Origin of the sequence: Polymorphobacter sp. PAMC 29334, from assembly GCF_019431245.1 — a bacterium.
GTDB classification, from domain to species: Bacteria; Pseudomonadota; Alphaproteobacteria; order Sphingomonadales; family Sphingomonadaceae; genus Polymorphobacter_B; species Polymorphobacter_B megasporae.
This window is the reverse complement of sequence record NZ_CP080243.1, coordinates 2,031,405-2,053,735: the sequence shown is the minus strand read 5'-3', so window position 1 is coordinate 2,053,735 and position 22,331 is coordinate 2,031,405. Positions and strand designations below refer to the sequence as shown.

Annotated in this window: 10 protein-coding genes and 1 tRNA gene; 7 read left to right on the top strand and 4 right to left on the bottom strand. The window is 65.9% G+C overall.

Annotated elements, in window-relative coordinates; translation table 11 throughout:
* Nucleotides 1-159: 159 nt before the first annotated feature.
* Nucleotides 160-1,668, bottom strand: coding sequence for a hypothetical protein (locus KZX46_RS13500; protein ID WP_219774430.1), 1,509 nt, complete (start codon nucleotides 1,666-1,668; stop codon nucleotides 160-162).
* Nucleotides 1,669-1,884: 216 nt separating this feature from the next.
* Between KZX46_RS13500 and KZX46_RS13495 the strand changes: the two genes are divergently transcribed.
* Both KZX46_RS13495 and KZX46_RS13490 read left to right on the top strand, forming a co-directional pair.
* Nucleotides 1,885-3,906: an acetyl/propionyl/methylcrotonyl-CoA carboxylase subunit alpha gene (locus KZX46_RS13495; protein ID WP_219774429.1), complete on the top strand. Its 2,022-nt coding sequence runs from the start codon at nucleotides 1,885-1,887 to the stop codon at nucleotides 3,904-3,906.
* 91 nt (nucleotides 3,907-3,997) lie between these two features.
* Entirely contained in the window at nucleotides 3,998-4,558 is a 561-nt protein-coding gene (locus KZX46_RS13490; RefSeq protein WP_219774428.1) for a M15 family metallopeptidase, read from the top strand.
* Here the strand turns inward: KZX46_RS13490 and KZX46_RS13485 are convergent.
* Entirely contained in the window at nucleotides 4,548-5,630 is a 1,083-nt protein-coding gene (locus KZX46_RS13485; protein WP_219774427.1) for a bifunctional transcriptional activator/DNA repair enzyme AdaA, read from the bottom strand. The genes KZX46_RS13490 and KZX46_RS13485 overlap by 11 nt on opposite strands.
* Nucleotides 5,631-5,755: 125 nt before the next feature.
* Between KZX46_RS13485 and KZX46_RS13480 the strand changes: the two genes are divergently transcribed.
* Together KZX46_RS13480 and KZX46_RS13475 are read left to right on the top strand one after the other, a co-directional pair.
* Nucleotides 5,756-6,244, top strand: a complete 489-nt coding sequence (locus KZX46_RS13480) for a glutathione peroxidase (protein WP_219774426.1) — start codon at nucleotides 5,756-5,758, stop codon at nucleotides 6,242-6,244.
* 49 nt (nucleotides 6,245-6,293) lie between these two features.
* Complete coding sequence (locus KZX46_RS13475) at nucleotides 6,294-8,840, top strand: TonB-dependent receptor (RefSeq protein ID WP_219774425.1); 2,547 nt, start codon at nucleotides 6,294-6,296, stop codon at nucleotides 8,838-8,840.
* A 16-nt stretch (nucleotides 8,841-8,856) separates the two neighbouring features.
* Here KZX46_RS13475 and KZX46_RS22940 read toward each other — a convergent pair whose 3' ends face one another.
* The gene (locus KZX46_RS22940; RefSeq protein WP_226895952.1) at nucleotides 8,857-9,534 is read right to left on the bottom strand and encodes a PEPxxWA-CTERM sorting domain-containing protein; all 678 of its coding nucleotides are present in this window, start codon (nucleotides 9,532-9,534) and stop codon (nucleotides 8,857-8,859) included.
* Nucleotides 9,535-9,751: 217 nt separating this feature from the next.
* On the opposite strand from KZX46_RS22940, the gene recJ reads away from it, so the two are divergent.
* Together recJ and KZX46_RS13460 are read left to right on the top strand one after the other, a co-directional pair.
* The gene (recJ, locus tag KZX46_RS13465) at nucleotides 9,752-11,524 is read left to right on the top strand and encodes a single-stranded-DNA-specific exonuclease RecJ (protein WP_219774424.1); all 1,773 of its coding nucleotides are present in this window, start codon (nucleotides 9,752-9,754) and stop codon (nucleotides 11,522-11,524) included.
* A 17-nt stretch (nucleotides 11,525-11,541) separates the two neighbouring features.
* A tRNA-Glu gene (locus tag KZX46_RS13460) sits at nucleotides 11,542-11,616 on the top strand.
* Nucleotides 11,617-12,164: 548 nt separating this feature from the next.
* Here KZX46_RS13460 and KZX46_RS13455 read toward each other — a convergent pair.
* Nucleotides 12,165-13,463, bottom strand: coding sequence for an MFS transporter (locus tag KZX46_RS13455; protein WP_219774423.1), 1,299 nt, complete (start codon nucleotides 13,461-13,463; stop codon nucleotides 12,165-12,167).
* Nucleotides 13,464-14,174: 711 nt separating this feature from the next.
* Here KZX46_RS13455 and KZX46_RS13450 point away from each other — a divergent pair.
* Nucleotides 14,175-22,202, top strand: a complete 8,028-nt coding sequence (locus KZX46_RS13450) for a GH36-type glycosyl hydrolase domain-containing protein (RefSeq protein WP_219774422.1) — start codon at nucleotides 14,175-14,177, stop codon at nucleotides 22,200-22,202.
* Nucleotides 22,203-22,331 lie beyond the last annotated feature (129 nt).

Below are 22,331 nucleotides of genomic sequence, written 5' to 3'. Positions count from 1 at the left end.
GGTCTCGAGTTTGACCTTCGGATTTCCACCTTCACGACGCGCGGAGTCCAGCACTATGCGGCTCCGCAGACTGGTTGCGACTGGGACGGGACGGCGCGTCGCACCTCTCCATCGTTCACCAAGCTGACTGCTATTTGTGAAGCTCGCCGGGACGGCGCGCTACGGCGTGAGGAAGATATACGCCGCCCCGCCGCCGTCCTTCCGCCCGGGAAGAGAAAGCGTAAACAACACGATCTTTCGGTGAAGCGACTTCACCAGCCCGGCGCGGACGGCTTCGGCAGTGTGGCTATCGTTCAGGTAATGCGCACCCCACGCCACGACCCGGCACGACGGATTTAGGACGGCACGCCCGGCGATCGCATCTTTGAGGTAGAGCGGGACGAGGCCGACATCTTGGAGGTAATAGCCATACTCAAAGGCGCCGTGACGCTCGGCCTCGACGGGGCTATTATAGACGCCGTCGGTAATGACATACGCGATCGCCTGGCCCCGGCAGCCGGGTTGCGAGTCGATCCAGCGCGCGCTTTCGCGAAACGGTGTGCGAACCGGCACGAAGCGCGCGCTGACGCCCCCGATCGAGACGAGGGCGAGGACTGCGACCACGATCGATGCCGCGACGCGGCCGACGGTGCCAAGCCGCGCGACGCCGAGGTCGAACAAGAACGCTTCCGCTCCCCAGATGAATGGCGAGCAGACGAGCAGATTACGCGAGGTGAAGTTCGGTGTCAGGATCATCGAACTCGAAATTCCAGCGATGACGACCAAGGGGACCACCAGCAGGCACAGGGATCGCCCGTCGATCGTCACGGGCTGACGCCGGGAACGATCGCGCATGATGACGGCCGCGGCGCTGGCGACGCAGACGAGCACGATCGCAATCATCGGCTTGTTCGAAAGCGAGGCCTGCCAGCTCGTCCGCAATTCGTCCCGGTACCAGCCCGTGGTGTTGCCGATCCAGCTGTGTTCGAGTGAGAACACCGTATGCGCACGAATGACGAAGTGGATATAGGCAAACCAAGCAGCCGTGATCGACCCGCCGATCAGGACGAACACCCAGCGCAGCCGGGGACACAGCACGAATAATGAAGCGAGCGTCGCGAGGGCGACGAACAACATATACGGGTGAACGCAAGACCCTAACGCCATCGACAGCACCAATGCCGCCAGCGTCCAGCCGACGGGCCGACCGTCGCGCTCGCGCGCCGCGAGAGCGAGTGCTGCACCGTAAACCGCAGTGGCAATCAACAGGCAGAGGCCGTACGACCGCGCATTCTGGGTCTGGTTGACCCAGAACCACGACGACACCGCTATCGTCATCGCGACCAGTCGCGCAGGTATCGAGTATGTCTTCCGGGTAACATAATAGAATAAGGGAACCGCGGCGACGCCGAGTATTGCGCTGAATGCCCGAAGGACAACCGGCGAGCGCCCGAATGTCTCGGTGACCAAAAACGCGCTCATGTAATAGAGCGGCGGATGGATGTCGCTTTGGGCGCGGGCGAGTGCTGCGGCGGCGCTGTGGTCGTTGCCGACAACCCAGAACGTAAACAGCTCATCGGCCCACAGGCTGCTCACGTTCAAGCCGATAAACGCGCCGGCCAGACCAACCGCGACGGCGGCAGCGAGCGCGGCGCTCAGGAAGTATTCCGGCCCCGGTATCTTCCCCATCGCCCCGCCCATCAATTATCGCCAAGACAACAGATAGTATTAACAATATCCTAATGCAGACGATGGAAGCGAGTCAAAGGCGTAATGAGTCGCTTGCGCGCTGTTTGCGCCTCAAGCGGGCGCTTGCCCGCCCGCGGCTCGCAGGAGCGCAACGACGCAATTCCTTGACGTCGCCCCCCGTCCCCGGTTGAACAAGATCAACAGGGAGCTCGCTTGGTGTTCAAGAAAATCCTCATCGCCAATCGCGGCGAGATCGCGTGCCGTGTCATCAGGTCGTGCCGCAAGATGGGGATCGCGACGGTCGCGGTGTACTCGGACGCCGACGCGGGGGCGCTCCATGTCGAGATGGCCGACGAAGCAGTGCGGTTGGGGCCGCCGCCTGCCGCCGAAAGCTACCTGCTCGGCGACAAGATCATCGCCGCATGCCTCGCGACCGGGGCCGAGGCGGTCCACCCGGGCTACGGCTTCCTGTCCGAACGCGCGAGCTTCCGCGAGGCGTGCGACGCCGCCGGGGTCGTCTTCATCGGCCCGCCCGCCAAGGCGATCGCGGCGATGGGCGACAAGATCGAATCGAAAAAGCTCGCCAAGGCGGCGGGCGTCTCGGTCGTGCCGGGCTTCGTCGGCGAGATCGACGATACCGACCACGCCGTGCGGATCGCGTCGGAAATCGGCTATCCGGTGATGATGAAGGCGAGTGCCGGCGGCGGCGGCAAGGGCATGCGGCTGGCGTGGAGCGAGACCGACGTCCGCGACGGCTTCGAGGCGACCAAGCGCGAAGGGCTGGCGAGCTTTGGCGACGACCGCGTCTTCATCGAGAAATTCATCGAGCAGCCGCGCCACATCGAAATTCAGCTGCTCGGCGATAGCCAAGGTAATATCGTCTATTTGAACGAGCGCGACTGCTCGATCCAGCGCCGCCACCAGAAGGTCGTCGAGGAGGCTCCCTCCCCGTTCGTCACCCCTGAAATGCGCAAGGCGATGGGCGAGCAGGCGGTCGCGCTGGCGCAGGGCGTCGGCTACACCAGCGCTGGGACGGTCGAATTTATCGCCGGGGCCGATCGCAGCTTCTACTTCCTCGAGATGAACACCCGGCTCCAGGTCGAGCATCCGGTGACCGAGGCGATCACCGGGGTCGACCTCGTCGAGGCGATGATCCGCGTCGCGGCGGGCGAACCGCTCGGCTTCACGCAAGGAGACGTCCGCCTCGACGGCTGGGCGATCGAGACGCGGATCTATGCCGAGGACCCGTACCGCGGCTTCCTGCCGTCGATCGGGCGGCTGGCGACGTACGTGCCGCCCGAGACGTTCGGCGTCCGCGTAGATACGGGCGTCGTCGAGGGCAGTGAGATCAGCCGCTTCTACGACCCGATGATCGCCAAGTTGATTACCCACGGCAAGACCCGCGCCGACGCCATTGCGAAACAAGGCGAAGCCCTCGACCGTTACCTGATCCGCGGGATCGGTCACAATATTGACTTCCTCGCGGCGGTCATGGCGCACCCGCGCTTCCAGGCGGGCGAGGCGGTGACGACCGCATTCATCGCCGAGGAATATCCCGACGGCTTCCACGGCAGCCCGGTAAGCGAAGCGGGAACGACGACGATGATCGCCGCTGCGGCGGTGATGAACGCGGTCCTGACCGAGCGCGCGCAGTTGATCGACGGGCAGTTGAGCGGCCACGGCGCGGTGTTCGGCGAGGACTGGATCGTCGAGTTGGACGGCGAGCGCGTCGCGGTCGGGGTGCTCGCGACCGGCGATGCGTACGAACTGCTGATCGGCACCGGCGACGACGCGCGCGAGATTCGCATCACCACCGACTGGCGCGTCGGCGAACCGCTGTTCGTCGCGCAGGTTCAAGATAGCGACGGCTCGGGCAGGGCGAGGGAGGTGTCGGTCGCAGTCGATCGCCGCCCGGTCGGTTTCCGCCTGACCACCGGCGGCCGCGCTGCAAATGTCCGCGTCCTCACCCCGCGCGCCGCCGAGCTCGCCGCGCACATGCTGGTCAAGGTGCCGCCCGACCTGTCACGCTTCCTGCTGTGCCCGATGCCGGGGCTGGTTGTCTCGCTGACCGTCGCGCCGGGCGACCGGGTCGAGGCGGGCCAGGCGGTCGCGACGATCGAGGCGATGAAGATGGAAAACATCCTCCGCGCGGAGAAGAGCGCGGTGGTCAAGGAGGTGCTGGCGAAAGTCGGGGAGAGCCTTGCGGTCGACGCGGTAATCGTCGAATTCGACGTCTAATTTCCCTCTCCTTTCAGAGGGCAAGTAAAGGCGGATCTTGACTCGCCTCCCGTCTTGCACAATCCTCTAGGCACGCATTGGGGGGTGCCACATGGATTATCTCGAACTGATTCCGAAGCCGGCGGCGGGTGGGGTCAACCAAGGTATTCACGCGCCGTCGGCGGGGTTCCTCGAGCAGTTGCTCGGCATGCCGCGCGACAGTTTCACCGGCGACTGCCAGCCGCCGAACAACCCGACGTTCAAGAAATTGATTGCGACCAAGAACGTCGGGCCGTTCAAGGCGACCGGGCTGATCCCCGCGCTCGACAGCCTCACTGCGGTGTTCACCGACGTCAAGGCGGCCGTCCCTGACCTGTACGCGCTACTGACGAGCAACGGCATGCTGTGCTGCCGCTTCCGCCATATCGGCGGCAAGAACGTGCCGCCGCCGTCGAGTCATAGCTGGGGCACCGCGATCGACTTCCTGCTCGACGGCAAGATCGACATTCAGGGCGACAACAAGGTCTTCCGTGGCCTCGGCATCCTCGCCAAGTTCTTCAACGCGCATCAGTGGATCTGGGGCGCGGCGTTCCCGACCGAGGATTCGATGCACTTCGAGGTATCGCAGGAACTGCTGCTGAAATGGAAGGACAGCGGCACGTTCAGCCCGTGATCGCGCCTTCGTGCTTTAATAGCCATTCCTTGCGCGCAACGCCCCCGGCATAGCCGGTCAACGCGCCGTTCGCGCCGATGACGCGGTGACACGGTACGACGATGCCGATCGGGTTCGCGCCGTTTGCCAGCCCGACCGCGCGCGCTGCCCCGGGCTTGCCTAGCACCGCCGCAAGTGAGCCATAGCCGGTCGTCGTCCCCGCCGGGATCGCGCGCAGCGCCGCCCACACCGACCGCTGGAATTCGCTTCCGCCGGTCGCCACCGGCAGCGCATCGAGTGCGGTTGCGTCCCCGGCGAAATAGGCATCGAGCGCGGCGGTGACGGTGGCGGGGGCATCGCCTTCGACAAGGGCTACCGCGCCGTAGTGGCGGCTCAGCAGCGTCATCATCCGAGCCTCGTAATCGGCGAAGTCGAGCGCGCGGAGGGTGCTGCCTTCAGTGACCAGCAGGATTTCGCCCACCGGTGAGGCGTAGCGCGACAGGGTCAGGTGCATGGCGGTTCCTTTGTGGCGGGCGCGGTATGCGGCGGGGGATTCGCCATGGACGGCGCGGTAGAGTTCGTTGAAGCGGCGGACGCTGCCGAAGCCCGCCGCGAGCGCGACCTGCGCCAGCGGCAGCGGCCCGGCGATCAACTCGTTCGCGGCGGCGAGGCGCTTAGCCTGCGCAACCGCGACCGGCGGCGCGCCGAGGTGCTTGCCGAACAGCCGCCGCACCTGCCGCTCGCCGAGCCCGAGCCGATTACCAAGGACGTCGACTTTTGTCTCGTCGAGCCCACCCGCATCGATTAGCGCGAGCGCACGGCGGACGCTCGCGGCGGTGCCGTCCCATGCCGCGCTGCCGGGAGCAGCGTCGGGACGGCAGCGCTTGCATGCGCGATATCCCGCCGCAACCGCTTCCGCCGTAGTGCGGACGAAGGTCACATTTTTGGGCAACGGGGTGCGGGCCGGGCAGACCGGGCGGCAGAAGATCCCGGTTGTCTCCACGCAGGTGAAAAAGTGCCCGTCGGCAGCGGCATCCCGCGCCACGATCGCAGCGTAACAGGCTTTCATGTCGAGGGCGGCGGCGGTCGTCATCCCCGCTGATTTACGCGCGTTGCCGGGCAAAGTCTGGCGGTTTTCGGACGTGACTACTGTGCCACTCGCGGTTGCGCGGTGGCGGAAACGGTGTCAGCCTGTCTCCAGCACGGGGAACTTCAGTAATGGCCGAAATCGACCAGTTCAGCGCGACGGCGATCACCGGAGAACCGGTGTCGCTCGGCGCCTATGCCGGGCAGGTCCGGCTGATCGTCAATACCGCGAGCAAGTGCGGTTTTACCCCGCAATACACCGGGCTCGAGGCGCTCCACGAGGAGTTCGGGCCGCGCGGTCTCGCCGTCCTCGGCTTCCCGTGCAACCAGTTCGGCGGGCAGGAGCCGGGCGACGCCGCCGAGATCGCCAATTTCTGCGCGCTGACCTACGACGTCGCCTTCCCGATGTTCGCCAAGGTCGAGGTCAACGGTCCCGGCACCCACCCGCTGTTCGCCTATCTCAAGCACGCGGCGAAGGGATTGCTTGGCAGCGAGGCGATCAAGTGGAACTTCACCAAGTTCCTCGTCGACCGCAGTGGCGCAGTCGTCGCCCGCTTCGCCCCGACGACGAAACCCGAGGCACTCCGCGCCGACATCGAGCGATTACTGCAGGCACGCTAAATTTCGCTTGGGGGATACGCCGCAATCGTGTCGTAAGGCCGTCGTGCAAGTGCGTTGGGCAACATTTCTGGCAGCGGTCGCGGCAGCGGGACCAGTCGCCACCGTCGCACTCGGCCAGGAAGTGCCCGCCGAAGACCCCGACATCGTCGTCACGGCATCGCGCAACCAGCCCGGTGCGGTGCTCGGCGACATCAAGCCCGAGATCCAGCTCAGCCCGGCGGACATCCGCAGCTACGGCGTGTCGTCGATCTCCGACCTGCTCGACGAGCTCTCGCCGCAGACGCGGTCGGACCGCGGATCGGGCGGCGCGCCGCTCGTCCTGCTCAACGGGCGGCGCATATCGGGGTTCAACGAGATCAAGGACATCCCGACCGAGGCGATTGCTCGAGTCGATATCCTGCCCGAGGAGGTCGCGCTCAAATACGGCTATCCGGCCGACCAGCGCGTGGTCAACATCGTCCTCCGTCAGCGCTTTCGCGCCAAGACGATCGAGGCCGGCGGCGGCGCGGCGACCGAGGGCGGCGCGGCGAACGAACGCGGATCGGCCGACTATCTGCGCATCCAGAAGAACGGACGCCTCAACGTCGACCTCAAATACAATCACAGCGACGCGCTGACCGAGGCCGATCGCGGCATCGTTGCGGCCACCAGCGGTCCAATCGCGCCGTCGCCGCCGGTTCCCGATCTGACCCAGTTTCGTACGCTGACGCAGGCGAGCAACACCGGCTCGCTCAACGCGGTCTACAATCATGTCTTCGAAGGCGGCATCTCGGCGACTGCCAACTTCCGCGCCGAGCTCGACGACAACAAGGGCCAGAACGGCCTCGCGAGCGTCCTGCTGACGGTGCCGCCCGAGAGCATCTTCGCTGCCGCCGACGGCTCGCAGGTGCTGCGTTACGCGACCGGCCTTGGCGCGCTGGCGGGCGAGACGAAGACGTCGCAGCTCCATGCCGGCGGGACGGTCAACGGCGACGGCACGAGCTGGCACTGGTCGGTCGTCGGCAACTTCGACCGCACCGACACGCGGACGAACACGATCCGCGGCGCCGATAGCAGCGCCTTCCAGGCCGCGGTCACCGGCGGCGGCGACCCGCTCGCTCCATTCGGCGGGCTCGTGTTCCTCCGCGGCGCCGACATCGCGCGCAGCCTCGCGACGAGCGGCAATATCGACGCGCTCGCCTCGGGACCGCTGATCGACCTGCCCGCGGGCAAGGCGACAGTCTCGGTCAAGGTGCTGGGGAGCGCGAGCGGGTTCGACAGCACGTCGGATCGCTCGTCGACGGTGACGACGACGCACTTCAAGCGCGACATCGGCAGTGGGCAGGTCAGCCTCGACGTGCCGGTGACGAGCCGCAAGGAAGGCTTCGGCGACTTCATCGGCGACCTGACGCTCAACGGCAATTTTGCCGCACAATATCTGTCGGACTTCGGCACGCTGACGACGGTCGGCTACGGCCTCAACTGGGAGCCGATCGACGCGCTGACGGTCATCGCCAGCCACACCACCGACCACGCCGCGCCGTCGGCGCAGCAGCTCCAGGGGCCGGTCGTCACCACCCCCAACGTCACGATATTCGATCCCGCGACCGGCACGACCGCGTTCGTCACCCAAATTACCGGCGGCACAGCGGCGCTGCGCTCGAGCCAGCGGCAGGTGACCAAGCTCGAGTCGAATCTCAAGCCGCTGAAAAAGCCCGACCTGACGCTGACCGCAAATTATGTCCGGACGCGGGTCGACAATGCGATCGCGGGCTTCCCGGCGACGAGCGCGGCGATCGAGACGGCGTTTCCCGATCGCTTCATCCGCGATGCCAGCGGCGATCTCGTCCAGATCGACGCGCGCCCGGTGAACTTCGCCAACGAGGCGACCGACACGATGCGGCTCGGTTTCAACCTGTCGATCCCGCTCAAGTCGACGCGGGTCAACCCGTTCGCCGGGCTGCGCCGCGGCGGCGACGGCCCGGGGGGCGGACCGCCGGGCGGCGGGACTCCGGGCGAGCGCGGACCCGGCGGCGGTGGTCGTGGCGGCGGCGGCGGTGGCGGCGGGCGCGGCGGTGGCTTCGGCGGGGCCAACGGCGGACGGCTCCAGTTCGCAGTCTATTACAGCCGGTATTTCCGCGACGACATCGTTATTCGCCCCGGCGTGCCGGTGCTCGACCTGCTCAACGGCGGCGCATTGGGGACGAGCGGCGGGCAGGCCCGCAACGACGTCGATATCCAGGCGGGCTATTCGAAGGACGGGCTCGGCGCGCGGCTATCGGGGAACTGGCATTCGGGAACGCGGGTCGATGCGAGCGCGATCGACCCGAACGGCGGGCTGACCTTCTCGCCGATCGCAACCGCCAACCTCCGTCTGTTCGCGAACATCGGGCAGATGCAAGGGGTGGTTAAGGATCACCCGTGGTTGCGCGGCACGCGGCTGACCTTTGCGGTGACCAACATCTCCGACGCGCGGGTGCGGGTCCGTGATGCAACGGGCGCGACCCCGCTCGCGTATCAGCCGGCGTATCTCGACCCGGTCGGGCGCGCGTTCACGATCAGCTTCCGCAAGCTGTTCTTCACGCCGCCACCGAGACGGGTCCCGCCGCCCGGTTGAGGCGGCGGGACTATTATCAGGCGGTGACTGCGGTCGTGCGGCGGCGCGCGGCGAAGCCGACCATGCCGAAGCCGGTGATCATCAGCACCCAGCTGGCGGGCTCGGGTACCGAAGCGCTGAAGCCGACGCCCGTCGCGTCGAAGAAATACTGGCCGTCGTTGCCGACAAACACGCCGACCTGCTGGCCGGCGGTGAGCAGCGCCTTACCCGATATCGACAGGCTCGGGTTCGACGGCGACAAGGTCGTGACCGTGTATGTCGACGTGCCCGAAACCAGCCCGACAGTCTGCGTGCGGGCGTCGACGTCGGCCTGATACGCGGCCAGCTTGATCGTGTAGATAGCGGTCTTCGGCGCGGTGAACATAATGACCGACAGCTGGTCGGCGGCGCCGGGATGAAGCACGAGGCCCGTCGCCGGGATCAGTGCGGTGCCGGACTGGTGCGCAGCACCATCGCTCGATTGGTAGACGCCGAGATAGTCGCCCGCGGTCAGGCACGTCGTGTTCGCGAACAGGCAGGTGCCGCCGGTCGGATAGGCGGTGAAGACACCCCCGCTGAAGCTGCCGAAGGTGAACGGCCCCGTGGTCGCCGACGTTGCCGTAAACGACGCATTGGCGTCGTAGGTTACGGCGTTGGCGGGGAGTGCCGCAAAGCCGGCAAGGGCAGAAATGACGGCGGTCAGGATAAGCTTCACTCGAATGTCCTCAGATGATTGATACCACCTTCTCAGCACGATCCATGCCAACTCATCGACAGTAGATATTACCAATGACTTAACTGGAAGCATCAGGACGAACGTTACGAAAGTGTAAAGACTACCGACAGTATTTTGGTTAACAATTTCAGCGCTTACGGTGCGCGGCCGCGGCAGCACGGTTGAGTGAAACCGCACGGCGGCCTAAGACCCGCCCATGTCGCATGTCTTCAACGTCACCGCCTCGGTCCTCGGACAGCCGTGGCAGTGGCGTGGCGGAATTGCGCCGGGCAGCGGTGCGGCAGGCGGGATCGACGACCTCATCGAGCAGCTGTTTCGCGCACGCGGCGCGGCGGCGGTCGACCTCGACCGGCTCCGCTCGGCGAAACTGCGCGACTGGCTGCCCGACCCGTCGATCTTCCGCGACATGGACGCCGCCGCCGCGCGCATCGCCGCCGCAATCCGCGCCGCCGAACCGGTCGTGGTCTTCGGCGATTACGACGTCGACGGCGCGACGAGCGCAGCGCTGCTGATCCGGTTGATCCGCGACTGCGGCGGCATCGCCAGCGCCTACATCCCCGACCGGCTGCTCGAAGGTTACGGCCCCTCCCCCGCCGCGATGGTCGCGCTGGCAGGAACTGGCGCGACGCTGATCGTCACCGTCGATTGTGGGACGCAGGGGTTTGACGCGCTCGCTGCCGCCAAAGCCGCCGGGGTCGAGGTGATCGTCGTCGACCACCATCAGGCGTCGACCGCGCTGCCCCCCGCCGTCGCCGTGGTCAACCCGAACCGCCTCGACGAGACCGAGGGCGCGGCGTTTGGCCATCTCGCGGCGGTCGGCATGGCGTTCATCGTCGCGGTCGCGGTGGTGCGGACGTTGCGCGCCGACGGTTGGTTCATCGACCGCACCGCACCCAACCTGCTCGACCTGCTCGATCTCGTCGCGCTCGGCACTGTCGCCGACGTCGTCCCGCTGACCGGACTCAACCGCGCTTTCGTCGCGCAGGGGTTGAAGGTCATGGCCGCGCGGCGCAATCTTGGCCTCGCCGCGCTGTCGGCAGTCGCCGGGATCGAGCGTGCCCCCCTCGCCCGCGATCTCGGCTTTGCGCTCGGGCCGCGGATCAATGCCGGGGGGCGGGTCGGCAAGTCCGACCTCGGCGTCCGGCTGCTGACGACGCTCGACCCCGACGAAGCCGCCACCCTCGCCGCCGAACTCGACCGCCTTAATGTCGAACGCCGCGCGATCGAAGCGACGGTGACCGACGAGGCGGCGCTGCTCACCGACCGCACCGGCAACGCCGCGGTCGCGGTGATCGCCAGCGGCGGCTGGCACCCCGGCGTCATCGGCATCGTCGCCAGTCGCCTCAAGGACAAACTCAAGCGCCCCGTAATCGTCATCGCCCTCGAGGCCGGGCCCGACGGGGGCATGATCGGCAAGGGATCGGGGCGGTCGGTACCCGGGGTCGACCTCGGCGGCGCAATCCTCGCAGCGAAGGACATGGGGCTGCTGATCGCGGGCGGCGGCCACGCGATGGCGGCGGGGCTGACGATCGACGCGAGCCGGATCGACGAGCTGGCGGTATTCCTCGACGAGAGATTGGGCGGCGACGTCGGGCGATCGAGCGGAGGCCGAGCGCTCTTCGTCGACGCCGCGCTCAGCCCGCGTGGGGTGTGCATCGAATTGACCGAAGTCCTCGATGTTGGCGGACCGTACGGCCAGGGCTGGCCTGCACCCCGCGTCGCCAGCGGCCCGTGGCGCGTCGCCAAGGTCGACATCGTCGGCGACAACCACGTCCGCGCGATCCTGACCGGCGGCGACGGCGCGCGGATCAAGGCGATGGCGTTCCGCTCGGGCGACACCCCGCTCGGCCTGGCCCTCGCGAGCGCCGCCGGACGCTGGTGCTTCGTCTCCGGCCGCGTCCAGCGCGACGACTGGGGCCGCACCCCCGCGGCCGAACTCCACCTTGACGATCTGGCATGGGTTGACTAGGCGATACCCCCGCTAACGGCCCCTTCGTCTAGCGGTTAGGACGCGGCCCTTTCACGGCTGAAGCACGGGTTCGATTCCCGTAGGGGTCACCATCTCTGCCCTCGGGCACGGATTTGCAGAAGCTTAGAACGCAAATTCGGCTTTCTTGACGCGCGGTGATCCAGAAGGTTGGGTCTGATGAGGTTGCGCGCGGCGGCGATCTGGCAGTACCGCGATCGAAATACTACTGGTTCTGCATGGCGGTGCCTGAACGGTTGCGCGGACGCATCGGCAGGACCAGTTGAAGTATTCACTCGAGACCACCGATCTGGACGTTGCCGGACAGCGTCACGAGGCCATACCCTATCGCGAGCGAGTAAGCCGGGACGGGTTGGTGCCCGGCCATCAACGACCATAAGGCAATGGCGAATGGGAGGAACAGCAACGTTTCCGGAGCACGGAGAGCCCATTCGATCTTCGAAACCTTAAAGGAACCCAAAGTCATATCGCGAGAGTGGCCATTAAATCCGTTCTAGCTTTCTCTTGAAAATATCGCGCCGCATCCAAAATTTCTAAAAGTGCGCCGCGCCTTCCAAGCTGCTCGTCTGGGCCGAACGAGAAGTCGCAGGCAGGCGCACCGTTCTAACCCAGCCGAGCTCGATCACCGCCGCCGGGCAGAGCGTCGAACCGAGACGTTCAGCCTCGTCTCTGGAAAGTGCCACATTGCGGTCAGGGCGATTATCAATGCCACAAGCATGTAATATGCAGGCGTGAGGGGATCGCCGGTCAGCCGGATGAGGCCGGCGACGGCGAACTGGGTAGACCCGCCGAACGCGGAGATCGCGACGGCGTATATCAACGCAAAGCCGCCGGCCCGGCGCGCACGCGGCAATGCCTCCGCCACCGCGACGAGAATCGTGCCCGTCGAGAGGTCGAGCACGCATGCAAGCACTGTGCTCGCCGCATAAAGCGAGTGTGGCGACGGATGATGCGCCACCCACCAAAAGGCGGGTAGCACGATCAGCGCCAAGGTCGCCGCGGGGATGATCATCACCGGCCGCCGGCCGAACCGGTCGGACAGCCACCCGCTCAGGGGATCGCACAGAACGCCACCCAGCCCGACCAGCATGACAGACGCGAACGCTGAGCGCTGGACGATACCGAGCGTCGAGGAGGCCCATGTGCCGAGATAGACGAGCACGTAGTTTGCGACCGTAGCGCCGGCGAGCATCAGGAGGCCGAGAACGACGACGCGGCGCGTGCCGGCCATTGCGATCGAGGGCGCCAGCGCTTCCTCCATCACCAGCGTCTCGACCAGAGTACGCCTCGCGGCGAGTGCGAACGGCAGGATGGTGAGCCCAATCAACAGTGCCAGCCGCCATCCCCATGCATCGACCGCCGCCGGATCGAGTGTGGTCGACAGGATGACACCGACGAAGCCGGCAACCATGACGGCACCGTCGGAACTCATCGCCTGCAGCGAGACAAAGAGGCCACGGCGGTGGATTGGAGCGCTCTCCAGCAGCAACGCTGTGCTCGGACCAACCTCGCCGCCGAGCGCGAAGCCCTGGAGAAGACGAAACGTGACAGCAAGCACGGGCGCCGCGATTCCGATCGTCGCGTATCCCGGTGTCAGCGCAAGACCACCAACGGAGACGCCGATGAGCGAGAACGACAGCAGCATGGCAGGCTTGCGCCCCACCCGATCTGCCATGCGGCCAATGACAAACGCGCCGAGCGGACGGGTGGCGAAACCGACACCGAACGTGGCCAACGATGCAAGCAGGCTGATGCCAGGACGGTCGAAAGGGAAAAAGGCGCGGCCGATCTGTGCAGCGAAGATCGCGTAAACGACGAAGTCGTAGAACTCGAGCGCGTTACCGGCGCAGATCGCGGCGATCTGCCGGCGGGACAGCCGAAACGTAAAGGTGCCGACAGTCGCGACACCGTCCTTGGTCACTGCCCCTCCTCACTCGAGTTGCGCATGGCCACATCGCTCCTGATAAACGCCATTCGTCGATCAGGCGGCGATCTCCATGCTGGCCGCCGTAGGCGCTCCACGCAAGCGCGGATTGTCGTACGTTGTGGGCAAATCAGGACGCAGATAAAAAAGATTGATGGGAACGGGGGTCGGGCTGGCGATCTAAGACAGCGCCCACCGGCGCTAAATGAACCAAACCCCAATTCATCGCTAAATCGTAATTTGCCTCGGGTGGTGATTAACAATGCGCCCCAACCGCCCGACCAGGAACCTTGCTGCTGTACATGGTCAGATTTCGAGGTGGATTGTGCCGAGTGCGAACCGGCAGCTTTTTGGGCATTCGCCAGAACGGTCTGCAATTTGCTGGAGCGCTAATACTATGGTGTCTTATTAGTCCAAAGGCGGCATGGGCTCTCAGGCGACACGTGCTTTTGTCAACTCACCGCGCTGGATGCGCCGTCACGCTGCGGCAATCCCGATATTTTATCGGTCGGCTACAGAGCAGACTAGGCGTGCCCCGCCTCGGCAGGCTAGCTATTGCTCGTGAACATTTTTTCCCGACTTTCACGGCCTACTGCAACGGCATCCCATCGTGCTCGCTCAAAGGCTCCCGTCCCCGCGTGGGAGGAGCCGATTCCGATCCGCGCCGAGTTGTTCGGGCTCGAACGCCTCGAGGATCACGCGCGCTCATTGGCTCGGGCCCAGCAGACCGAGCCCGGATGGCCACGCCCGCGGCAGCTGCTCGCCCGACTCGAAAACAACGCTACTGTTCTGCAGCGGATCTACGGCGAAACGGTCGACGCGCTCAAGCTAGACCGGCCGATTGCGCCCGCGGCCGAGTGGCTGATCGACAATTATCACACGGTCGAGAAGCAAATCCGCAAGATCCGCGACGATCTTCCGCCCGACTATTATCGGCAGCTGCCGAAATTGGCCGGCGGTCCGCTGGAGGGGCTGCCGCGCGTCTTCGGCATCGCCTGGGCCTATATCGCGCACAGCGACAGCCTGTTCGAAGAAGCGCGGCTCAAACATTTCGTGCAGGCCTATCAAAGGGTCGATGGGCTCACGATCGGCGAGCTATGGGCCCTGGCAATCTCGCTCCAGCTGGTGCTCGTCGAAAATCTTCGCCGGCTTGCCGAGCAGGCCATCGCCGGTGAGCAGGACCGCGTGCGTGCCGATGCCTTCGCCGACACGCTATTCGCCGCGCCGAGCGACGCGATCGCGCTGGGCAGCCTAGTCACGATCGACGGCGCGCAATCTCCGGCGTTCGTCAGCCAGCTCGCGCTGCGCCTGCGCGACATCGACGAGCGCAGCGAACTGGCGCGGCGTTGGCTGACCGCGCGAACTGTTGCCGACGGCTTCAGTCTCGCCGAGATCGACACCATCGCCCAGCACGAATTGATCGCGTCGACCGCATCGATCCGCAATGTGATCATGGCGATGCGTGCCATCGCCGAGACCGACTGGGGCGACCTGGTCGAGGAGCTCAGCCTTGCCGACCGGGTCTTGCGCGAGGGAAGCACCTTCGCGGCGATGGATTTCCCGTCGCGCAATCTCTACCGCAACGCGCTCGAGGAATTGTCGCGCGGCTCGGCCTATTCCGAAGACGCCGTAGCCACCCGGGCCCTGGCGCTCGCCGCGGCGCAGGCCGGCGATAATGCTGCCGACAAGGATCCCGGCTTTTATCTGATCGGTCCGGGACGACCGAAACTCGAGGACGACATCGCCTTCGTCCCGCCGGTCAATACCCGGCTCGCGCGACAGGTGCGGGCCGGTGGCATCAACCTGTACATCGCCATGATCATCGTGCTGGCAGGCATACTCGCCTCGGTGCCGTTGGCGGGTGCCGCGAATTCCTCACCGTGGTGGCTGACGGTACCGTTGGCGTCGGCACTTATGATTCTGTCGCTCGAGACGGCGACCGCCGTCATCAACCGTTACATGGCCGGGTTGCTGCCGCCACGCATCATTCCGTCGCTCGAGCTCGAGCACGGCGTGCCCGCGGCGTTGCGGACGCTGATCGTCGTGCCGATGCTCTCCACCTCGTCAAACCAGGTCACCGCCGCGATCGCCGGGCTGGAGATCCACCATCTGACGACGCGCGAGGACGCGGTATCGTACGCCGTGCTGTCGGACTTTGCCGACGCTGCCACCGCGATGCAGGCCGGTGAAGACGACTCACTCGCCGCCGCTTATAACGCGATCGCGGTGCTTAATGCCCGCTACCCGGTCGCCACCGGCGATCCTAAGTTCATGTTTCTGCATCGCCGCCGGCAGTTCAATCCGGCGGAAGGATGCTGGATGGGCTGGGAGCGGAAGCGCGGTAAGCTACACGAGCTCAATCGCCTGCTCCGTGGTGCGACCGACACATCATATTACGGTCCCGATGGCGGATCACCGAAGTTACCGCTCGACATCCGCTATGTGATCACGCTCGACTCCGATACCCAACTGCCGCTCGGCACGGCGCGCCGCATGATCGGCAAGATGGCGCACCCGCTCAATCGTCCCCGTTTCGACATGACCCTGCGACGAGTGATCGCGGGCTACGGCATCATGCAGCCGCGCGTGACGGTGGCGCTTCCCACCCACCGTGGCCAATCCCGCTTCGAGGCGCTCGCCGGCGGTCCCGCGGGTATCGATCCATACGCTGCGGCTGCGTCGGACCTCTATCAGGATCTCCTTGGCGAGGGGTCGTTCACGGGTAAGGGCATCTACGAGATCGATACATTCATGGCATCGCTCGCCGGCCGGGTGCCGCCAAACGCAATGCTCAGCCACGACCTGTTCGAAGGCATTTATTCCCGCGCCGGGCTGATTTCAGACGTCGAAGTCGTCGAGGATTTCCCCATCCGCTACGATGCTGCGGTCCGCCGCCAGCACCGTTGGGTGCGCGGCGACTGGCAGCTGCTGCCATGGATCTTCGCGCGGGGACGTCCGGCGGCCGATAGCCTGCCGAGTAATGGCCGGGCCAAGATGCTCGACAATTTACGACGCTCGCTGGTCGCTCCGGCAATCGTTGTCGCGCTGATTGGCGGCTGGTTCATGCCAACCGCAGCGGCGATCCGCTGGAGCTTGAGCATCCTGCTGCTGATGGCGCTCCCCCCTCTCCTGCCGCTTCCTTCGCTGCTCATCGCCCCAAGGCGCCGTGACGTGCCGCTGCGGGCGCACATCGAAACATTGGCCAGTGATATCGGCACTGCGTTTGCGCACTTCCTGCTGCAAGTCGTGACCGTCGCCGAACAAGCAGTACGCATGCTTGATGCCATAATCCGCACGCTGATCAGGTTGTTCATTACCCGTCGCCTGTTGCTGGAATGGACCACGGCGGCCAGCGCGAGTGCCTCCCCCGACCCGACCATTGCGCAGATGTATGTTTTCATGCGTCGGTCGCTGCTGCTGACAATCATCTCCTCTGCCGCTGCGATATATGTCCAACCGGCGATCTGGCCGCTGACAGCGGCGCTGGCGTTGGCATGGCTTGCAGCCCCTGCGATCGCCTGGGCGCTGAGCCAGCCCCGCCCGGTGGCGACCGAGCCGCACCTCGACGCAGCGCAGCGCGAGCGGCTCGAAGACATCGCCCGGCAAACGTGGCGCTTCTTCACCACGCTGGTCACGGCCGAGCACCATCATCTGCCGCCCGACAACGTCCAGGAGACGCCGGTGCGCGTTGTCGCCGGGCGCACCTCGCCGACCAATATCGGACTCTATCTGCTCGTCGTGGCGACCGCGCATGACCGCGGCTGGTGCGAGACTGGCGCAGCGCTCGACCGGCTCGACGCGACCTTCTCAACCCTCGGACAGATGGCGCGTTTTCGCGGCCATTTCTACAACTGGTACGACACGCGCGACCTGCGGGTGCTCGAGCCGGCGTATGTTTCGGCGGTCGACAGCGGCAACTTCGCCGGCCACCTGATTGCGCTCGCCAACCTGCTTGCGGGCTGGAAAGATCCGCGCGCCGACCGCCTCGCCGGCGAAGCCCGGGCGATGGCGCTCGCGATGGATTTCGCCTTTCTCGTCGACCCGGACCGCTTGCTGTTGTCGATCGGTTACTCGGTCGCTGACAACCGCCGCGACGAAAGCTGCTACGACTTGCTCGCTTCGGAAGCGCGATTGGCGAGCTTGTTCGCTATTGCAAAGGGCGACATTCCCGCGCGGCACTGGTTCCGGCTCGGTCGCAGCGCCACTCCGGTGGGGGCCGCCTCGGTCCTGATTTCCTGGTCGGGATCGATGTTCGAATACCTGATGCCGTCGCTTCTGCTTCGCGCACCCGACGGCAGCTTGCTCGAAACGTCGAACCGCCTCGTTGTCGAGCGCCAGCGCGACTACGCCCGCAATGCCGGCACGCCGTGGGGCATATCCGAATCCGCCTACAACGCGCGCGACCGCGAGATGACCTATCAATATTCGAACTTCGGCGTGCCGGGGCTTGGGCTAAAGCGCGGACTGTCAGAGAATCTCGTGATTGCGCCGTACGCCACCGGCCTCGCGACGATGGTCGATGCGGCGGCGGCACTCGACAATCTCGCAACGATCGAGGCGCTCGGCGGTCGCGGTGAGCTCGGGTTCTACGAAGCGATCGACTTCACCCCCGAACGCGTTCCGACTGGCGAACGTTTCGCCATAGTCCGCAACTACATGGCGCATCATCAGGGAATGGCGCTGCTGGCGATCGTCAACGTACTCGACGGCGGCAGGCTGCGCGACGCGTTCCATGCCGAGCCGATGATACAAGCGACCGCGCTGCTCCTGTCCGAGCGCCCTCCACGCGGCGTCGGCACCTTTAATGCACGTCCTGAGGAAGCGCGGCTCGCGGCAACCGATCATCCCGTGGAGGCTGGCGCGATACGGACCTACGGCGCGGTAACGGCGGCGCCCCCGGCGGTACACCTGATGACCAATGGCCGTTATTCGGTGATGCTAACCAGTGGCGGCGCAGGTTACAGCCGCTGGCAGGGCCTTTCCATCACCCGCTGGCGCGAGGATCCAGTCGTCGCCAGCCACGGCTCGTGGCTTTATCTCACCGATCGACTTAGCGGCGAGATCTGGTCGGCGACGCTCGCGCCCCGCGGCGGCTCTCCAACCGGCTACACCGCTACATTCGGCGAGGGCCGAGCCGAGTTCCGCCGTCGGGACGGGTCGCTTGCCACGACAACAGAAGTTCTGATCTCGCCCGAGGATGACGCCGAGGTCCGCCGGGTGTCGGTCGTCAATCGTGGCACCCAAACCCGGCATATCGACCTGACCTCGCTGATCGAGCTGACCTTGGGCGAGCAGGCGACCGATCTGGCGCATCCCGCCTTCGCCCGCATGTTCATCGAGACCGAGCAACTCGACGGCCCGGTTCTGATCGCCCACCGCCGTCCGCGCGGAGCCGGCGATCCGGCGATATGGGTCGCACACCTTGCCGTCGTCGGCGGTAACGCGGCCGGACCAGTGACGTGGGAAACCGATCGGGCGGCTTTCGTGGGCCGCGGCCAATCCTCGGTCGATCCGGTCGGCCTGACCCGGCCGCTTGCCGGCCACGCCGGCACGGTCCTCGACCCCGTCCTGGCGCTGCGGTGCCCAATCGTTGTCCCGCCCGGTGAAACGGTCGCTGTCGCGTTCTGGACGATTGCCGCGGCGTCGCGCGAGGCGCTGCTCGACGTGGTCGACCGCCAGCGCGGTGCGAGCGCCTTCGACCGGGCCCAGGTCGGCGCCTGGACGCAGGCGCAGATCGAACGGCGCTTTCTCAAGCTCGACCCGGGAGCCGCCGCCGATTTCCAGCGCCTCGCCGCACATATCGTCAACGCCGGCACGGTCCACGCTCCGCCGCCCGCGCTCGTCGCCGCCGCTGCCGGTCCGCAATCGGCGCTGTGGGTCCACGGCATCTCCGGCGACCGGCCGATCGTCATCATCCGCATCGACGACCCGCGCGACATCGGTTTCGTCGCCGACATGCTGCTCGCCTTCGAATTTCTCCGCGCGCGTGCCCTCTCCTTCGATCTCGTCATCCTCAACGAACGCAAGGCGTCGTACATTCAAGATCTACAGACGGCGATCGACGACGCCGTTCGTGCGGTCCGGTCGCGCTCGGCCCCCGTCATCGGCGGCGGCGAAATCTATACGCTGCGCACCGATCTCATGCTCGAGGCGCAGGTCGCGACATTGCGCGCCCTCGCGCGAGCCGAGTTCGTTGCCTCGCGCGGGTCGCTGCGCCGGCAACTCCAGCGCACCGAACTCGCCTCGGTTACCGCACGGCTCGAGGGCTCGCTGCCCCCGCCGCGCGCACAGCGACCCGGTCGGCCGCGCGATGCGGCGCTACCGCGCGCCGAGACCGTAGAGTTCTGGAACGGTTTCGGCGGTTTTCATGCCGACGGACGCGAATATACGACGATCCTTGCCGACCGGACGACGACCCCCGCGCCGTGGATCAACGTCCTCGCCAACCCGGACTTCGGCTGCCAGGTTTCAGCGGACGGGCTTGGCGCCATCTGGTCGGGAAATGCCCGGGAAAACCAGCTGACGCCGTGGTCGAATGACACTGTCGCCGATCCGCCTGGCGACATGCTCTACCTGCGCGACCTCGACAGCGGTCACCTCTGGTCGCCGACCTTCGCTCCTGCCGGACCCGGCGGCACCCGCATCACCCGCCATGGCTTCGGCTTTTCGCGTTTCCATGCCAACGGCCACGGCATCGAAAGCGACCTGTTGATCCATGTCCCGGTCGACGCGCCGCTGCGCCTCGCCCGACTGACGCTGCACAATCGATCGGGCGAACCGCGCGCACTGTCGGTAACCGGCTATGCTGAATGGGTCCTCGGCGGCGCTCGGTCGAAGACGGCAGCGCACATCGTCACCGAGTTCGATGCGGCCACCGGGGCGCTGTTCGCCCGCAACCCGTTCGATCCCGACACCGGGTCGCGCATCGCCTTCGCCGATCTCGGCGGGTGTCAGACCGGCTGGACCTGCGATCGCGCCGCCTTCATCGGCCGCGGCGGCAGTCTTGCCGCGCCGGATGCGCTGTCGCATGACCGGCCGTTGACGCCCGCATGCGGGGCCGGGCTCGATCCCTGCGCCGTTTTGACGACCGAGGTCACACTACCGCCCGGCGGCTCCTGCGAGGTCGTCTGGACGATCGGCCAAGCCGCCAATCGCGACGCTGCCCGGGAGTTGGTGACGGCATGGCGCGATACCGATCTCGATGGCGAGCTCGAACGAACGACCGAGCAGTGGCGGACGACGCTCGGGACGATCGAGCTTCACAGCCCCGACCGGGCGATGGACATCATGCTCAACGGCTGGCTGCTCTATCAGGTGCTCGGTTGCCGCGTCTGGGGGCGTGCTGGTTTCTACCAGGCAAGCGGGGCCTATGGATTCCGCGATCAGCTTCAGGATGGCGGCGCGCTGCTACTCGCGCGGCCCGAACTCGTGCGGCCCCACCTGCTCCGCGCCGCCGGGCGGCAATTTCGCGAAGGCGACGTACAGCATTGGTGGCTTCCCGAAAGCGGCCGCGGCGTCCGGACCACGATCTCCGACGACCGCGGCTGGTTGGCGATTTCCGTTGCAGACTATGTCGAGACGACCGGCGACAGTGCGGTGCTCGACACCCAGATCCCTTTCCTCACGGGTCGCAAACTTAATCCCGGTGAACACGACGCGTTCTACCTGCCCGAGACCAGCCTCGACCGCGCCTCGCTCTACACGCATTGCGCGCTGGCTCTCGATCAATCCTGCGCCTTGACCGGCGACCTAGGCTTGCCGCTGATGGGCGGCGGCGACTGGAATGACGGGATGAACCGTGTCGGCGAAGGCGGCCGCGGCATGAGCGTCTGGCTCGGCTGGCACTTGATCCACGCGATCCGTCGCTTCGCGCCCTTTGCCGATGCACGCGAACCCGAGCGCGCGGCGCGCTGGCGGGCACATGCAGAAACGGTGCGCGCGGCAATCGAGAGCGTCGCGTGGGACGGCGAATGGTATCGCCGCGCTACCTACGACGACGGCACCTGGCTCGGGTCCGCCGATAGCGACGAATGCACGATCGATTCGATCGCACAGACGTGGTCGGTGATCAGCGAGGCCGGTGAACCGGCACGTTCACAGCAGGCGATGGCCTCGGTCGGACGGCATCTCGTCGATCGCGAAGCGCGGCTGGTCAAGCTGTTCACACCGCCATTCGAACATACGGCGCACGACCCCGGCTATATCCGCAGCTACCCACCCGGTCTGCGCGAGAACGGCGGCCAATATAGTCACGCCGCAATGTGGACGATTCTGGCGATGGCTAGGCTCGGCGACGGGCGAGGCGCAGTCGACCTGTTTAATCTGCTCAACCCGATCAATCACGCGCTGACTGTTGGGCAGGCCGAACGCTACCGGGTCGAGCCGTACGTCGTCGCCGCCGACATTTACTCGGTGGCACCGCACGTCGGGCGCGGCGGCTGGACGTGGTACACAGGCGCCGCGGGTTGGATGTTCCGTGCCGGCGTAGAGGGCATCCTCGGGTTACGCCGACGTGGAACCATGGTCCGACTGAAGCCATGCTTGCCAACCGACTGGGCGAACCTGACTCTCACGGTCCGCCTCGACGACGCCATCTACGAAATCGAGATCGTCCGCGTAGATTCTGGGCAAACGCCGTCATGCAACCTCGACGATTTACCCGTGAGTGTGAAAGATGGATCAATAGACTTGATCATTTCACCAGGTCGCCACGTGGTTTATTGGCTTATTGTTTGAAGCAACGCACCAGCGAATTGTCGCAGAGCCAAGCGATGCACCACCAATGGTCAATTTACTAGTCGCTGCACTGTATTGGTGCTGATAGCCGCTTGGTCGCTATCGGATGCCGTTACCGGAATAACTGTC

Excerpts from the sequence above, each read along its gene's own strand:
- KZX46_RS13500 (WP_219774430.1), bottom strand. The coding sequence starts at position 1,668 with ATGGGGAAGATACCGGGGCCGGAATACTTCCTGAGCGCCGCGCTCGCT.
- KZX46_RS13490 (WP_219774428.1), top strand. The coding sequence starts at position 3,998 with ATGGATTATCTCGAACTGATTCCGAAGCCGGCGGCGGGTGGGGTCAAC.
- KZX46_RS13485 (WP_219774427.1), bottom strand. The coding sequence starts at position 5,630 with ATGACGACCGCCGCCGCCCTCGACATGAAAGCCTGTTACGCTGCGATC.
- KZX46_RS13480 (WP_219774426.1), top strand. The coding sequence starts at position 5,756 with ATGGCCGAAATCGACCAGTTCAGCGCGACGGCGATCACCGGAGAACCG.
- recJ (WP_219774424.1), top strand. The coding sequence starts at position 9,752 with ATGTCGCATGTCTTCAACGTCACCGCCTCGGTCCTCGGACAGCCGTGG.